Below are 16,375 nucleotides of genomic sequence, written 5' to 3' on the forward strand. Positions count from 1 at the left end.
CATGCAGAACTGATACTTCCTGGCATTAAGAAACTTCTCCAGTTCCATGGAGTAGCTGCCGGTGAACTCCATTCCAAAGAGACAGTTCGAGAGAACCACATGTTTCTTCTTGAGCCATGTGCACATTTCGCCAAATCCCTTGCGGGAATTGTTGAATACATCGTGAGGAAAGTCCTTAATTGGGGTTCCTTCACAGAAAATTGATACGTCAATGACATTTTTTGAGATGTCGATGCCGATAAATGATTTATTTTTCATACCTTTGTACCGCATTTTGCAGGAAGGAACTCTCTATGTCAGGGTAAGCCACATCTTTTACAAGCTGGCGCACAGCTAAATCCCTAAACGGCACTTGACCTGGCATTTCAGGCAGGGGAGACTATATCAGGGAAAGGTCTTTGCCTACGGCAAAATAGTTCACTACCCCCGTCCGGAGTTCCTTCCTTTTCAGATGCTCCGGCAAAGGTAGTGAAAAAAACGCAGACAAAGGACTTAATCGGGGAATAGTTATGCTCTAAGAAGTGCGATAGTTCACTTTTGCTGCATTTTAGTTCTTGTATGCATCTGTCTCCACATATGGTGTTCCACGCTTTATCACGGCAAACATACGAAGGACTAGCTTGAACTTGATGGCATTGAGTACGATGCCACCGCATTTTTCCTTTCTCTTACGTATCCAATAGTCTCTTATTGAAGGATTGTTCCTTATGGCGGAAAGGACAGCTATGGATAAGTCTGCCTTGGCTTCAGAAAAGCCTTTCTTGGAAACACCTGTTTTCTTTCTTACTGAGGTACCAGATTCCTTTTTAAAAGGGGCTATTCCTATGTAACAGGCATATTTGCGAGGATTGTTGATGGCAGTGAAATTTTCCGTCAATACAATAGTTTCCAACGCTATGATGCGACCAATGCCAGGAATGGAGGACAGCAGATTGAAATTTTTGCTGATGCTTGCATCTTCATTCATGTAGCTGTCAATCTCCTTGTCTATTGCTTTCTGGTTTTCCTTCATGTTCTTCAGCAGGAGTTTCTTGCGTTCAACGGATAAGTCTGTGTCGTATGCGCAGATATCATGAAGCTGTTGCTTGTAAAGAACAGACTGCTTGGTGTTCTGCTTACGCTCAGCCAGCAGTCTCTTCAACTTGAAATAGACAGGTGAGGGAAGCTTGGAGGGATTGCGAAGAATCTTCTTGTGGTTCTGCTCACAATAGATTGCTATTCTGAAAGCATCCAGTTCATCAGTCTTGATACGGTCTAGAGAGCGCTGGTCATCATCCAAGTCTGGCTCAAAGCGATGCATTTTGCGAGGTTCCACCATACTATAGATATATTCTTTGGATTCTAACCATAATCTAAAGTTTTGGTTATAGAGTCCGGTATATTCCAGACAGAACAAAAAGGTATCAAAGTCTTTTCCTACCTTTGCGACCCAGGAGCCAATCTTTTTGAACCCAGCATCATCATTGCTCACCTTAATATGAGCATTCTTCCAATCGATGGTTTCACCATCATAATAAGCAAGGTCGAGAGTCTTCTTGGAGACATCTACGCCAAAATACAGTTCTTTATCCATATTATTAACATTTTAGAATTTAATGGAATCAAGAAAGAATGTTGGGTAGGCGAAGGACTGAATCGGTGAATAGAGAATATCTAGGATACTTACTAGTACATCTTAACACCTATTAACCAACTTTAGCTTTCGTGATTCCGGGTGCAAAGGTAAAAGAATACTTACTTTACAATTTATAGTTTGCTGTTTGTAGTTTACTGTTTATTCGGGGGAAATTGGCTGATGAGTTGCAGAATTATTGCTTTTTTCTTGGTGGTTTCGAAGAAAAAGCGTAATTTTGCGGAAAAGTTTAACGTTTAAAATTATAGGTTATGGCAACATTAACTATACAAGTGGAAGATAATAGTGTTATGGCTGGACTCAAGAAAGTTCTTGAGGCAATGAAAGGCGTTGTGATTGTTCCTAATCATCAGAAAAGCATGTCAGGGATAGAAGAAGCAATGGATGATATTCGTCATGGTAGAGTGACGGAGTATGAAAGTGCTGATGATATGTTTGAAAAGTTGGGAATATGAAATACAGAATCATAGCCACCAGTCGCTTTGAAAAGGATGTAAAGCGTTGTAAAAAACGTAATCTTCCAATGGAAAAGCTAAAGAAGGTAATTCGAATACTAGAAGAGACCGGAAAATTACCTCCTGAATATAAGCCTCATAAACTATCTGGGCAATATGCGGGAAGTTGGGAATGTCATATTATGCCAGATTGGCTGTTGATATGGAAACAATATAATGATGAGCTGGTTTTAGTGATGACTAATACTGGTTCTCATAGTGATGTTTTCTAAAAATATTATCGCCAGCAGCTTTACGCAACGAACTGAAGCTTCTGTATTGTGGAGTCAGAAATACTTTCAGCTTAGAAAATGTAGTTGGTTTCTAAAGTGTAGTTTATGAAGATGCTTGATAGACAAGAATATGATGATTTGATGTCATATCTTAAGCCCGTATTTAAGAAAATTTGGGCGCATGAGAATGATGAAAGGCAAAAAGTTGGTAAAAGTTTGGATGCTTTCCAATTTGGCTTTCCAATTAATAATATATGGCTTTATCTGACTGAAAAAAATGGAGAAAAGTTTTATATTATTTTTAATGTTAGCTTTTTTAGTATGATTTCTGACCAGATAAAGCAAGCACAAACACAATATCCTGAAAATTTTGGGACAGGTAACGCAGATGATGTTATGGATGCACTTTATCAGGTTAGCAATTATAAGGGTTTGGGTGATAAGAATGCGTATCTGGATTATTTGGTGGATCATTGTTGCTGTTATGTCGTGTATCGAGTTAATGGTGAGTTCGGTGATGTGTTACGAATAGATTTGCTCCGAGCTATCAAGCCCAATATAAACACTCCTGAGAAAAATGATGTTGTTGGCGGTCTTCTTCATGTTTTAAAACATTTTTCTTTGAATGGAAAGAATCTTGCAACAGGAACAGATAAAAATGATGTTTTCGATGTCAGTCATATAATTTATTTGATAGCAATGGCATTTAGACAGAAAAGAACAGTCAAAGGTAGTTCTTGTAAATATGAAGCTTTGCAAAAATTACAATCGGGTACGGGGCATGCTGTTTTCTATAGGAATCCTGATACAGGAGTATATTATCTTAATACGTATTTTTATGACAAGAGATATTTGTAGGCCAATGGTAAGAAATTAACTGGCTGCACATTGCATCCTCCCTGCTATATCAAGCGTGATGTGATGATGAAATGTGGTCTCTATGATGAGAACTACAAGATTGCTGCTGATACCAATCTCCTGGTGAACTATCTGTATAACTGCCATCTGAAGGTGGCGTATCTCCCTGAGTTCGTAACGAGAATGAGAATGGGTGGCATGAGTACTGATTCTACCAAGCGCAAGAAAGTGTGGGATGAGGATATCAGGGTATATACCGGATATGGCTTCAAGCCCGTGACATTGACAAAGCTGATGAAAATGGCTTGGAAGGTGCCACAGTTCATTAAGGCAAAGTTTATGTAAAACTTTGTCTTGAATGTAGGTTAGGGGCGATGGTCTCCTGGACCTGGACCGAGTTTGCGGTCTATAGCATCAAGGATTCGCCAAAGAAGGAGTCGAAATGTTTTAATTATACTATGGATATGTCGTAATCTCATGTTTCAACTTTTTTATATTATAGAAACGTGGCAGTTTTTAGTCTATTGTATATCTGAATAAATGATATGATTTTTGATTTTCTGAAATATTGTCTTGGTGAAAAGGATAATATGAGTAATGTTGTTGCTGATATAGACTGGCAGCAACTGTATTCCTTTGCTTCTAAGCAAGCTCTGCTGGGGCTTTGCTTTGAGGGTATTGAGAGACTGGGGAAGGAGTATCCTGAGGAGTTGAAGCAGAACCCGATAGGGAGGGAACTGCTGATGACTTGGATGGGTAAGGCGCAACAGATTCATCGGCAAAACATGAAGGTGAATGCTGTGGCGGGTAAACTCTTCTCGATGCTGAGAGAGGATGGGATGAGGTGTTGTGTCCTGAAAGGACAAGGGAATGCCTTGATGTATCCGAATCCTTATTCACGTACTCCTGGGGATATTGATGTTTGGATAAATGCCAGTAGGGAGAGGATCATGGAGTATGCTCAAAAGCGGTTTGAACTCGGGGATGATATCAGACTGCAGCATCTGGAGACTTCTCTTGATAGAGTTCCTGTAGAGTTGCATTTTTTTCCTTGCTCCATGAATAATCCTATCTATCATGCCAGATTGCTGAAGTGGTTCAAGCGGAATGCGGATTTGCAATGCTCGCATATTGTGAGTCTGCCGGATGGGACAGGGGATATTGCTATTCCTACATCGTCTTTCAATGTTGTTTATCAGCTGACGCATCTGTATCACCATTTCTTTGATGAAGGAATTGGAATGAGGCAAATCATTGACTATTTTCTTGTAGTCAATGATTTCTCAAAAAATGTATTTTTGAATAATAAATCTTCGAAAATCACCCCGTCCCTCTTTACCCTTAAAGAGGGCTCCACCTCTCACCCCGACCCTCTCACCCTCAGGGGAGAGGGAGGAAACCGCCCTACTCGGTGCTCGGAACCGCTACGCTCTAAGGTTGGCGGACCATCAAAGGTCTCGCCAGATTGTGCGGGATGGGACCGCCGGGGTGTTAGTGGGGATACGAGTTCTGTTTCCTGTTCTTCTGCTCCTGGTTCTTCTATCACTTCTGTCAGTTCTGCTTCCACTACTGATCCTTCTGCCTCTACTGCTTTAGTTGTGGTGCAGAGAGAACTGAAGTATTTGGGATTGTGGAAGTTCGCAGGGGCGGTGATGTATGTTCTGAAGGAGGTGCTTGGATTGTCTGAGGATAAGATGATAGTGCCAGTGGATGAGAAGCGTGGGAGGTTGCTGTTGGCAGAGATTCTGGATGGTGGTAACTTCGGTAGGCACTTTACGAAGTATGCTGGGTTTACGCATCAGAGTATGGGGAAGAAGTATTTCCTGAAGATATGGAGGAATATGCATTTCGTAAGATATTATCCTGCAGAGGCGCTTTGTGAACCATTGTTCCGTACTTGGCACTTCTTCTGGAGGCTAAAATATAAAAAATAAATTAATCAAATAATTAATTGAAATAACTCTGTTTATGTTTATCGAGATGCAGATAGGTAATCAGCTAGATGAAGATGACTGTCTGCACTTCGATTATCAATGAAAATCTAATGAAGAAAAAAGTTTTTGTAAGCGGTTGCTATGACCTGCTACATTCTGGTCATGTGGAGTTTTTCCAGCAGGCATCACAGTATGGTGACCTTATGTAAGCATGTATCATCCGGGATGGGCGATTACCATCTCGCTGGAACCTACCTTTGAGGTGCGCGACCGCTGCGGTCTGTCTACCTCTACCCGTAAGATGATTCAGAAGATATGGCCGGTGAAGTTGCCGAAGATGGACCCGGAGATGCTCGCCCGACTGGTATTCTGCTTTGAGAACAATCCGGAGCGTCACGATGGTATCATCTCGGGTGCCCAGGATTCTATCGGTATCTGTGTTCCCGGTCTGGTGCGTCATTATTATGACAACAACTTCTGGCCGGAGAAGATAGAGAGTACGCAGGATGAGATGACCCTCCGTTTCCTGGAAGACCATCTGGTGATGATTCCGATGGAACCGAGAAGACCGGGATGCAGTGTGGTGGAAGGTAAGGATATCACGTCTGAGAAGGTGAAGGCGCTGGCTGATGCAGCTGATGTCTGCTGGAAGGCGATTCTGGCGCACGACCTTGATGCCTTTGCTGCAGCATACAGGGCATCTTTCGAGGCCCAGATTGCGATGTTCCCGGGTATGGTGAATCCGTCTATCAACGGTGTGATAGAACCGGAGGCGAGTGTGCAGCCGATGATTGACCGCTACTGCAACATGGAGGAGGTTCTGGCATGGAAGATGCCGGGAGCTGGTGGCGGCGGTTATCTGGCACTGGTAGTAAAGGACAGTCTTAAATTTGCAGAGAATCATGACGAAGCCATCCATCTTCAGATACGAAGGGCATAACTATCTGGTGCCCTTCCTCATCATCAGCAGCCTCTTCTTCATGTGGGGCTTTGCCCATGGCATCCTGGAGGTGCTGAATCCGCATTTCCAGGAGTCGTTTCATATCAGCAAGGCGATGTCGGCCCTGACGCAGGCTGCTGTCTATGGTGCCTACTTCCTGATGGCGCTGCCTGCCGGATGGATTATCCGGAAGTGGGGCTACAGGAGGGGTGTGATAACAGGTCTGGTTCTCTTCGGTATCGGTGCCCTGATGTTCATACCGGGAAGCAGGATCAACAGTTTCTACTTCTTCGTTCTGTCGCTGTTTGTGATAGGATGCGGTCTGACCTGTCTGGAAACGAGTGCGAATCCTTATACTACGGTACTGGGACATCCTGACAAGGCGGAGAGCAGAATCAACCTGTCGCAGTCGCTCAATGGTATCGGCTGGATTGTTGGACCGCTGGTTGGCGGTCAACTTCTGTTCTCGGGTGTCAACATTGCCATTCCTTATGCCCTGGTGGGTATCTTCGTGCTTGCTGTGGCGCTGGTCCTGTCAAGAATCAAGTTGCCGGACCCAAGGAGAGCGCATGAGGCGGATACGAACGAGATGGTGGAGGAGAAGCCGATGCGAGTGATGGCATTCGGTTTCGGTATGCTGGCCTTGTTTCTCTATGTGGCTGCCCAGACTGGTGTGAACAGTTTCTTCATCAACTATGCTGAGGAGAGCATTCATATAGAGAAGCAGACTGCCAGTCTGTATCTCGCCTTTGGCGGAATGGGCCTGTTCTTTATCGGCAGGTTGGCTGGTGGTGTCATCATGAATTATATCCAGCCAAGGCTGGTGCTGCTGGTCTGTGCCATCCTCACCTTTGTTGCCACATTGATTGTGGTGGTTTGTAGCGGCACCTTATCTCTCATTGCGTTCTTCGCCCTGTATCTGGGAGAGAGCATCATGTTTCCGACTATCTTCTCGCTGGCATTGAGAGATGCGGGTACAAAGACCAAGCTTGCCTCTTCATTGCTTATCATGACGATAGTGGGTGGTGCGGTTGCTCCAGTAATCATGGGGTATATTGCGGATACTACGGGCAGTATGGCGATTGCCTTTCTCATACCGCTAGTTTGTTATGGGGTGATTGGAACATATGCGCTTTTGAAACCCTCTGCCTCCCTTTAGATAAGATTAGCTGCACTCGGCAATTTGAAAGCAAACTTTCATTGCGCTCATTTGCAAAATCTTTAGCCAAAAGGAGTTTTTCCGAAAACCTACCCGTCCTTCCTTACCCTTAAGGAAGGCTCCACCTTTCACCCCGACCCTCTCTCCTCAGGAGCGAGAGGATGTAACCGCCCTACTCGGTGCTCGGAACCGCTACGCTCTAATGTTGGCGGACCTTCAAAGGTCTTCGCCTGATTTTGCGGGCAGGCGACCGCCTGACTGTTGCGGTGGGAAATCTAATGCTGCTTCAAAGCCCTCGCCATGGTTGTGCGGGTTCCCGGAGATATTGATATTTGGGTGAATAAATGTTATAAATATGGCATTTGACATGATTGTAGCTGAAAGGAGGGATTATGTCTTGTTGACGGTGTCTCTTCTGGTTAGATTTATTTAAAAATCGAAAAAGTCCATTTTTTAATACTCTGTATCCACAGTAAACATTGGGGAGAAAGTTGTATTGCTATAGGGGATGGATGCTTATACAAACTTTATTATCTTTTTTTGAATTATGGTTTATATTCCTAAAAGTGTAGTTGAAAAGCTAAATGAACTTTCCTGTGAAGAGGTTGCTGAAAAATTAGGAATTGTAGTGAAGTATCATAGAGCATTGTGTATTGCACATGATGATCATCATCCTAGTATGGGGTTCTTTGGGGAGAACCGTAATCGTTGGTATTGCTTTGCTTGCCACAATAGTGGCAATGCTATCAAATTTGTTGAGACCGAATTAAATTTGAGTTTTGTCAAAGCATGCGAATGGTTATGCAGTCAGTTTGGGATTTATCTGGAAAATGTGCCTAGAAGATCAAAATCTCTGGTTATACCAAAACGAATAATAAAGAAACCTGTAGAGAAAGAAAAAATATTTGTTACCGAGGTTGCACAGTATATTCTTAATCATTGTAATCTGACTGCTACAGGAAAGAAATTCTTGTTTGATGAAAGAAAATTAAATCCTACAGTCATTAAGTCTTTGAACATCGTGTCTCTAGATGAGCCTTGGGAACTTCTAAAGAAATTGAAAGATTCGTTTTCGCAAGAAACGTTAATAAAAAGTGGATTTATATCCCAAACACTATATCTTAGTATATTTACTCCGTGTTTGATAATTCCATATTATGACGTGGATTGTAATTTAGTGGGACTGCAAACACGATATTTAGGGGCTGCAGACAAGAAAGTGCCTCGTTTCCAGTTTATTTCGTCTCAGAAAACTAGACTTTATAATTTACCGGTTCTAAATACGCTGGAAAGAGGGGATGATTTGTATATCAGCGAAGGTATTACAGATTGCCTGGCATTGTTATCTGCGGGTAAAAAGGCATTGGCGATTCCGAGTTCTACTATTTTGCCAAAACTGGATTTGATGATGTTGGACAAGTTCCGCCTGCACATGTATCCAGACAATGATGATGCCGGGCGAAAGGCTTATGAACAGCTTCAGCGTTTCTTTATTAATCTCTGTGTTTTTTTGAGATGTGAAAAACTGCCGCTAGAGGTAAGTGACTATAGTGAATATTATAAGAATAATTATGCCACAGGAAAAGAATAATAAAAACAAGATTCCTGCTTATTCTGCTTTTTTGTTTAAGCTTGATATTCAAAAACAGCTTGAAGAAGAGGAAGATGAAATACTTGAGGAGACAACGAAAGAAAATGCGCATAGTGATTCTTTTGAAAAGGATAGTTCTATTCGTAATAAAAAGCATCAATTAAAGGTTCTGAACTTTTTTTTGAATCTTCTTGTAGATAATGTTGACAAGAAACGGGATGTGAAACAAATCGTAAAATTGATAGTAACTCAAGATGAGCCGCTTTTTGGATTTGCATACTTTGTATCATGTAATTCTCAATTTGGTAATACTTGGAGCTATTTAAGAAAACAAACTATTGGCTATCAGGAGAAGCTGGTTGATTTGTTTTTCTTTTTTACTAACATTGTAGAAGCTGTCAACCAATTACAAGAGCTAGACGCTGAGTATAAAAAGGCAGAATTTATATTTAATGATCTGTTCGTCTTATCTTTTAATGAATATGCTCGCCCCAAAATGACTTTGGAATGGAGTAAGTTTGATCATCTTCTTCATGTAAAGGATGGTTTTACGATTGCGGTGAGAAAAGACAAACTGATGTTGTTTTCTATGTATTGTAAGTTTGTGGATGAAGAACAGGATGATGTTCAACAACGGCCTATACTTGTCTTTATAGACAAACTAAAAAAAATATGGAAGGGGTATTTTCATGAATAGTGTTGTTTCAAAAATCGATAACCGTAAGAAGAATAGCTTGAAAGACAGGCTTGTAAGTTATGAAAATATTTATAATGCTATTTACTGTTTGGAATCTTATGTCTTTGAGAAAGGTCTTCTAGATTGTGTGAATCCTGTAATAGGAACAAGTGATAATATCATAGCAAAAAATGACCTTGAACTATTCTATGCTTTGGGTGACAAATATAATTCAAAGCTAATTCTTGAAGTGATACAGGCTTGCGAGAAGCGACTTAATGAAATTTTGGATACTGAGAAGAAAGTTCTTTTCGGCATTTCTGTATATTTCAAGATGAAGAAGGTTGAAGGGAATAAATTGGTTTATCGCCCGATGCACTCTGCCCGTTTGATAGATATGATCTGCATGGTTTGCATTTTGGCAAAATTGATGTATGATGATTCAGATGGGATACGTAACCTTTCTGAACTGTCTAAGCTGATTCCACATAATTTCTATGGCAATCTGCCTAGCACTGATGTAAAATACTTGTTTAAAAACTGGAAGAATCAATATAAGTCTTTTTCTGATGATGTTGTGCAGCATTGTCGTACCTATCAGAATAGCCATCGCTATTTGACAGAGGTATGTCTTGACATACAAAACTTCTTTCCAACGGTTTCCCCTAAGTATCTATATAATCTGATTGTAAATAAGCTTTCCGCTACTTTTGGTAGTGAAAATAATTGTAAGGGTGATATTGAAACTTTAAAAGTAGCGATTGCGAAGTTACTTTATTTTGATATTGATAAGACTTACCTCGAATCATGGGCAGATGAATATTATATGAATAAGACAGAGAATATAAGTGACTTCTATATGAATTGTGGCATTCCACAAGGTTTGCCTCAGTCATATTTCTTTGGTAATCTCTGCATGCTGGCTGTTAGAAAGGAAATGATGAGGAAAGAAATATTCGAAGGAGATGCTTATTTTTATGTAGATGACTCTGTAATTTATATAAAGTCAGAACTGGACAAGAGTGAATTTAATGAAAGGATAAAACGGCTCAATGGCTCATTAGATAAATTTTTTAATGATAAGGATAGTGAAGACTGTGATGTTTATAATTTCCTGCCAGCAAACTGTAAGAAATTCCAGGAAAACTTAATATATAAGGTGCATTTTCATGAGGATGGAAAAAGCTCATGTAGTTATATAGATGATGCTGATAATCATCTAGAAGGTATTGAGAATATACCTAGGGAAATATCTAAAACCGGCGGCATGTTTTGGAGTTTAGATGATATAGATGATTCTATTTCATTCAAAAAACTTTGTGCAATCCAAATGGTGGTTGATGCAGAAATTCAAAGACTTAAAAAGAAAGAGGATGATTCGAATGCTGGTAAGGGTCAGATGAAAGAGAAGGATATTTCAAGACTCAAATGGCTGAAACGATACAAAAAATACTTCCTTTATCGTGTAAATCTCTTCAGATTGAAAACAGAATCAAATTCTGGAGAAAAAATGATGGAGGATTTTATTCAAAAGATACTAGATGAAGAAAATAAATATAAAAAAGAAAATGATAGAGAAAGTCTAAATGCGTTAAAGGATTTTCTTGAAGCAACCGAAGAGGAAATCTTTCAGTCGAAATATCGGTTACTTATAGAAAAACTTTCATCATCAAATGCGGATAAAATAGGAGAAGTAGTAAGGGATTTTGAATCTTTATGTACTCAAAAAGGCGAAACAAAGAATCTATATTATCGTAAGGATGTAGAGAATTCTCTTGTGATGAAGGAACTTTATTTAGATAAATATGCTTCGCTGAAACGGGGGATGAATGGAAACTATAGAGGAAATAGGGATTTGAAGCAGGCTACTCAATTTGAGAAATTTAAAGAGTTCCTGGATAATATAAGTAACTTGGAGAATCTGCATAATCAGGAGGATTTAAAAGATTATTCTGTTTTGGGAATAGAGAAATATACATTATTCGTAGATAAGAACTCTCCTGATTTCCGACGTAAAATATTGAATGCTTATTATTCCGAATCGATAGGTGTTAGATGTTCTGACGATTATTCGTTTGTAAAATCCAACTCAAAGAAATTATGTTATACAGAGTTGCGCATCTTGTTGAGGTTGAGAAACCCACATTTTGATTTCGACGATTTCGTTGCATTCGTGAAGAATATCAACAATGAAGATATTTCTAATCAGATGAATGTTGATATGTCGCTTTTAGGGGTGTTGGGTACATTCATCTCCTTCGTTAAGAATCCTGATTGGATAGATAGCTTGATTCAGACTCATCGAATCACCAAGGGCTTGTGGTATAATGGCTCAAAATTCTTGAACTCTTATACCTTGCACAATGAAGAGCATGCTGTGACGCTAGTCAATAATGCGGTACACATTGTAAGAACCATAGATTATTTCGTGTTAAAGCCAATTGATTACTATATCTTGTTTTTATCATGTTACTTGCATGATATTAGTATGGTGATCCATCCTGACTTATATATTTTAGGTTCTGCCAATAGCAATACATTTGACTTTTTATCAGAGCAAATTCTAAAAATGCAAAATGCTGTTGACGAATTCTTCAAGTTGGGCGAGGATAATCCTGTGCATAATGATGAGATAGAGAAAAAGAGAAAAAGAAATGTTCATTTTAAAGAAGCTGGCAATCATCTGGTAGAGGTATTTGAAGCTGTATATGATTTTTTTAGTGATAGAACCAGAGTAAGGCATCACACGGATAGTGCTGACTTTATCCTATCTAAGGCTCATTCTTTGTTGAGTTATTTGGAACCTACACTTGTTTCTTTTGTTGCTAAGGTTTCTGAGAGTCATTGTTGGGATTATAAGGATGTGTATGGATTGAAGTCTAGGGCCAAAAGAGATACGGTAAGTCTGAAATATTTAATGATACTGATTCGTTTGGCTGATCTTTTTGATGTTGCCAACGATCGAGTCAATTATCATTTGTTGCGCCAGAACATAAGTTTCATGGCTGGTATTTCAAGATTCCATTGGATTTCACATCTAATTACCGATAAGCTCGAGTTTGATGCAGATTATGAAACTCCTTGTTTGGATGAAAAAGGTAATTTTATAGAGCAGAATATCTACATGCCTTTATATGATAAACCCATAACGGAGATTCTCATTGTCAGGTTGTATTTAAATGTAAAGTATTTAACAACCATCAAAAATACAGAAAAATGCGAAGGATGTAACTGTTGTTTGAATGATGGAAGGATAGAGATAAATATAATGGATGGGCCTGAAAATGTTAATGACATTCAGTGTGAGAAAGACAAATGTACCCTGATATGTCGTTGGATGATGAAAAAGCATGAATGGTTAGTTCAGGAGTTGAGGGCTTTGAATGAATATCTTTATTCCGTCAATAATCCTTTAATACAGACAAAAATCAAGCTTGAGATTATATGTAAGAATGACATGAAGCTAGATGCAGACTTGTTTGATGATGTATCTGCTTTTCTTAAAGTAGAATAGAAATTGATAAACTATCTATAACAAAGAAGCTTATGAGCGACGGGAGAAACTTTACTTTCATCGGCATGGCAAAGATAATGAAAAACGAATTGATATGAATGTTCAAAAGCAATTTGACACAGTTACAGGTGCGTTAAACATCTTTGATATGTCGTACTTGATTTCTGGTACGACTATGTTGGGTGTTTTGATATATACTTTTTCTGGCTTTAAAGATTTTGTGTTTCATAAGGAGCAAGTAACCTTATCTGTGATAGTATGTATTGTTATCGCATATGTGTTGGGGATGATAAGTTGGATAGCGGGTAAGCAAATTCGCTATTGGCTGATGAAGCATTTTTGGGAAAGGGATAAAGATGCCGATTTTGAATTTATGTTTTCTGAGGCTGCGACACATTTTACATGTAAGCGTCCAAAAACGGATTTGGTGATTTGAGAAAGATGATGTAACTTTGTCGCCAGTAATTTTAAACGTAAGTATAATGTACAGCGACAAAGACTTTCAGACATTCTGGTTCCGCTACAAGACGGAAGGGGAGCCACATGGAATTTCAATTAATTCCTTTTGTATTAACCAAGGTGTTCCATACAAGCAATTCTATGCGTGGTTCAAGAAGCATGCCAAGGATACTGTTATCCCTGTTGAAATAGAGGGAGCACCTACAGATGAAGAGACAGATGATGTTGAAGTCCCACCTCAGCCAGCATCCAAGCCAAAAGCAAAGAAGTCGAAGGGTGGCATACTCATTACCATCCAAACGACGGATGGTTTGTTTGTCAAGAAGGGTGGGCTTGACTATGCCGGCATGAAGGACTTAGTGTCTAGATTGGAGGGATTATGCTAAGGCTCTCAGGTCTTGACAACTTCTACTACTTACCCATGCTTCATGATATGAGGTACAAGGGGCCTCGTCTCTCTGAGATCATACGTAATATATATCATCGTGACCCTCTCAATGGTGACATCTATATCTATATGTCTCGTGATCGACGAACGATAAGGTTGTTTCAATATAAGCATCATGTCTATGCCCTTCACGAACGTACTTTCAGCAATGAATATCGATTTAAGAAAGTTGTACTTCGAGAAGGAGTTCCTACCTATAAGATGGATTGGAAAACCGTGATGATAGTATTGGAATCGCCTGTTATAAAGCAGATTAGAGTGTAATTCGTATTTAAGTATAATTAACTAATAATCAGATGGTTATGTGTTTTATAAATTTGCATAATTCAAATATTTTTTGTATCTTTGTACTGAAATACAAAGGTTATGGAATTAGACGAATTAGGCATAGATATAGAGGCACAAAACTGTCTCAATCAAATTCAGCAGGAGTCTTGGACTTCTGCTGACTATGACCCGTCCCAAGGTATGACAGGAGAAGAACTACATAACTTTTGTAAATTCTTGTATTCGCAGATTCAGTCCAAGGATGAAGAGATAAGCCGCCTTACTGCCAATATTAAAGAGTTGACGGATGAGGTTCGATTGTCTCGTCTTCAACAGCAAACATACAATGATGAAAACAAGGCGGTAAGTGCCAGCCATTCTCAAAAGTTGGATGTTGTGCTTCAGCAATTACAAGAAACCAGGCAAGAGCTTACTGATACAAAGAGAAAGCTGAAAACTGCTGAGACCCTGTTGGCAGATGCCAAAGAGAAGAATCGTCAGTTGGAAGCTGAACGAGAGAAGGATGCCAAGGAGCGTAAGGACTTGGAGAATGACATCGCTCTCCTTCGTTCTGATCTTTACAGTGGAACAAAGAGCCAGCAGTCAGGTCGTTCTGCGGAAGAGGTAGGAGCTAATGATGGCAGGGATGATTTCGATGGTACGGATGCATCTTTACCAGAGGCGAATCGTAAGGATGAAGTGTCCTCAGAGGCAAACTCTGATGGCGAGAAATCAGAGAAATCTCAATCCGGAGAGCCTAATAACTCTTCGGAAGACAGAGACTCTAGTAAAGGAACTCCGGGAACACCAACTCCTAAGACAATATATCATGGTCCTTCTCGTAAGGGTCGTACTTATAATAAGTATACAGTTGGTACGCCGATTATCCATAAGTGCGATTTGAGTCACTTGCCTGAAGGCGTAACTTATCATATCAAGAAGAATCCGAAGAAGGTACTTCATACAATAACTAAAGTAGAGGAACATTGGTTCGAGGAAGTTGTCTTGACTTATCCTGATGGTCATAAGGAAACGTATTTTATGCCTCAGGAGAATGATAAGAATGGCTACCTCTATGACGAGATTGTGCCTGGTACTCATGTAACATCAGACTTCTTGACGGAAGAAACATCGAATATGTATGACATGGCCTGTCCTGCTTATCGTGAGGTGAAAAACAGACTGTCCGAGATGGGATTGAAGACTCATCGCCAGAATCTGGCCAACTATGCGGATAAGGGCTATGAGATATTGAAGCTAGTGCTTCCGGCATTGAAGGACCGAGCCTTGGCTCCTGGTTCCAACGTAAACGTAGATGAGACATGGGAGCGATTCCAGACCCACTTCGGTCATCGTAAGACCTATATGTGGTGTTTGGTAAATCGCAAGGCCAACATCGTGATATTCTTCTATGAGGATACGGTAGACAAGTATGGCAATCAGAAGAGTGGTGGCCGTAACCGTGCTGTTTTGAAGGACTTCTTGGGTGACGCCAAGTTGAAGTCTCTTCAGAGTGATGGTTATATCTGCTACATGTATCTCGACGATGACTTGATAGACATAGAGCATCTATGTTGTCTTGCCCACGTTCGTGCCAAGCTAGAACGTGCGGAACGTATGGGTTGCAAAGAAGCTTCTTCACCTATGAGTAAGATTCGCAAACTTTATAAGCGTGAGGACTTGTATGTAGAAAAAGGTTATGATGCCGAAAAAATCAAGGAGATGCGCAATGATGAGTATACTCGAGGTATCGTAGATGAACTTCAGAATGAGATGTTCGACTTGATGGCGAACAAGATGGATAAGTTGCCTAAACTGATGCAGCAAGCACTTAACTATCTCCATAAGTTTTGGAAGCAAGTCTTTGCCTATCGAAATGATGGTGAATATTCCATAGATAACCTGGCAGCAGAACGAGCGATACGTCCCCAGACCATACAGCGCAAGGGCTCGTTGTTCTTTGGTAGTGTTCAGGGTGCATTGAGATCGGCAATGTACAATACCTTTATCCAGACTTGCAAGCAAGTTGGAGTCTCGTTCAGGCAATATTTCAAGGCTTTGCTCAAGGCCGTGAAATCTGGTAGAACGGACTACGAGAACCTGCTTCCAATGACAATCTGCTTGGATTAATGAATTTTTTAGTGAAAGAAAATTAAAAATGAGATTTGC

The 16,375-nt window shown here is 40.2% G+C and carries 16 protein-coding genes; 14 read left to right on the plus strand and 2 right to left on the minus strand.

Annotated features, from left to right (window positions below):
* Both ONT08_RS14645 and ONT08_RS14650 read right to left on the minus strand, forming a co-directional pair.
* A partial coding sequence (locus ONT08_RS14645) for an IS110 family transposase (RefSeq protein ID WP_264960314.1) occupies positions 1-258 on the minus strand: 258 nt, incomplete at its 3' end.
* Between the two features lie 289 nt (positions 259-547).
* On the minus strand, positions 548-1,573 hold the full coding sequence (locus tag ONT08_RS14650; protein ID WP_264960315.1) for an IS110 family transposase: 1,026 nt from the start codon (positions 1,571-1,573) through the stop codon (positions 548-550).
* Positions 1,574-1,884: 311 nt separating this feature from the next.
* Between ONT08_RS14650 and ONT08_RS14655 the strand changes: the two genes are divergently transcribed.
* The 14 genes from ONT08_RS14655 to ONT08_RS14720 all read left to right on the plus strand — a co-directional run bounded on the left by ONT08_RS14655 (position 1,885) and on the right by ONT08_RS14720 (position 16,336).
* Positions 1,885-2,088, plus strand: a complete 204-nt coding sequence (locus ONT08_RS14655) for a hypothetical protein (protein WP_006849455.1) — start codon at positions 1,885-1,887, stop codon at positions 2,086-2,088.
* Entirely contained in the window at positions 2,085-2,360 is a 276-nt protein-coding gene (locus tag ONT08_RS14660; RefSeq protein ID WP_264960316.1) for a type II toxin-antitoxin system RelE/ParE family toxin, read from the plus strand. Before ONT08_RS14655 ends, ONT08_RS14660 begins: the two co-directional genes overlap by 4 nt.
* Positions 2,361-2,465: 105 nt before the next feature.
* The gene (locus ONT08_RS14665) at positions 2,466-3,218 is read left to right on the plus strand and encodes a hypothetical protein (RefSeq protein ID WP_264960317.1); all 753 of its coding nucleotides are present in this window, start codon (positions 2,466-2,468) and stop codon (positions 3,216-3,218) included.
* A gap of 63 nt (positions 3,219-3,281) precedes the next feature.
* Positions 3,282-3,563, plus strand: coding sequence for a hypothetical protein (locus ONT08_RS14670; protein WP_264960318.1), 282 nt, complete (start codon positions 3,282-3,284; stop codon positions 3,561-3,563).
* Between the two features lie 200 nt (positions 3,564-3,763).
* On the plus strand, positions 3,764-5,152 hold the full coding sequence (locus ONT08_RS14675; protein ID WP_264960319.1) for a nucleotidyltransferase family protein: 1,389 nt from the start codon (positions 3,764-3,766) through the stop codon (positions 5,150-5,152).
* Positions 5,153-5,363: 211 nt separating this feature from the next.
* A complete protein-coding gene (locus ONT08_RS14680) occupies positions 5,364-6,092 on the plus strand; it encodes a hypothetical protein (RefSeq protein ID WP_264960320.1) in 729 nt (242 codons plus the stop codon).
* Complete coding sequence (locus tag ONT08_RS14685; RefSeq protein ID WP_264960321.1) at positions 6,055-7,251, plus strand: sugar MFS transporter; 1,197 nt, start codon at positions 6,055-6,057, stop codon at positions 7,249-7,251. Before ONT08_RS14680 ends, ONT08_RS14685 begins: the two co-directional genes overlap by 38 nt.
* Positions 7,252-7,798: 547 nt before the next feature.
* Entirely contained in the window at positions 7,799-8,842 is a 1,044-nt protein-coding gene (locus tag ONT08_RS14690; protein WP_264960322.1) for a CHC2 zinc finger domain-containing protein, read from the plus strand.
* The gene (locus ONT08_RS14695; protein ID WP_264960323.1) at positions 8,823-9,539 is read left to right on the plus strand and encodes a hypothetical protein; all 717 of its coding nucleotides are present in this window, start codon (positions 8,823-8,825) and stop codon (positions 9,537-9,539) included. Before ONT08_RS14690 ends, ONT08_RS14695 begins: the two co-directional genes overlap by 20 nt.
* Positions 9,532-13,032 (plus strand): HD domain-containing protein, encoded by a 3,501-nt coding sequence (locus ONT08_RS14700; protein WP_264960324.1) that lies wholly within the window; start codon positions 9,532-9,534, stop codon positions 13,030-13,032. Before ONT08_RS14695 ends, ONT08_RS14700 begins: the two co-directional genes overlap by 8 nt.
* Before the next feature lie 94 nt (positions 13,033-13,126).
* The gene (locus ONT08_RS14705; RefSeq protein WP_264960325.1) at positions 13,127-13,468 is read left to right on the plus strand and encodes a hypothetical protein; all 342 of its coding nucleotides are present in this window, start codon (positions 13,127-13,129) and stop codon (positions 13,466-13,468) included.
* A gap of 46 nt (positions 13,469-13,514) precedes the next feature.
* Positions 13,515-13,877: an IS66 family insertion sequence element accessory protein TnpA gene (gene tnpA, locus ONT08_RS14710; protein ID WP_144155227.1), complete on the plus strand. Its 363-nt coding sequence runs from the start codon at positions 13,515-13,517 to the stop codon at positions 13,875-13,877.
* Complete coding sequence (gene tnpB, locus ONT08_RS14715; RefSeq protein ID WP_264960326.1) at positions 13,871-14,203, plus strand: IS66 family insertion sequence element accessory protein TnpB; 333 nt, start codon at positions 13,871-13,873, stop codon at positions 14,201-14,203. Before tnpA ends, tnpB begins: the two co-directional genes overlap by 7 nt.
* Positions 14,204-14,305: 102 nt before the next feature.
* Positions 14,306-16,336, plus strand: coding sequence for an IS66 family transposase (locus tag ONT08_RS14720; protein ID WP_264960327.1), 2,031 nt, complete (start codon positions 14,306-14,308; stop codon positions 16,334-16,336).
* Positions 16,337-16,375 lie beyond the last annotated feature (39 nt).

Origin of the sequence: Segatella copri, assembly GCF_026015465.1 — a bacterium.
Taxonomy (GTDB): domain Bacteria; phylum Bacteroidota; class Bacteroidia; order Bacteroidales; family Bacteroidaceae; genus Prevotella; species Prevotella copri_E.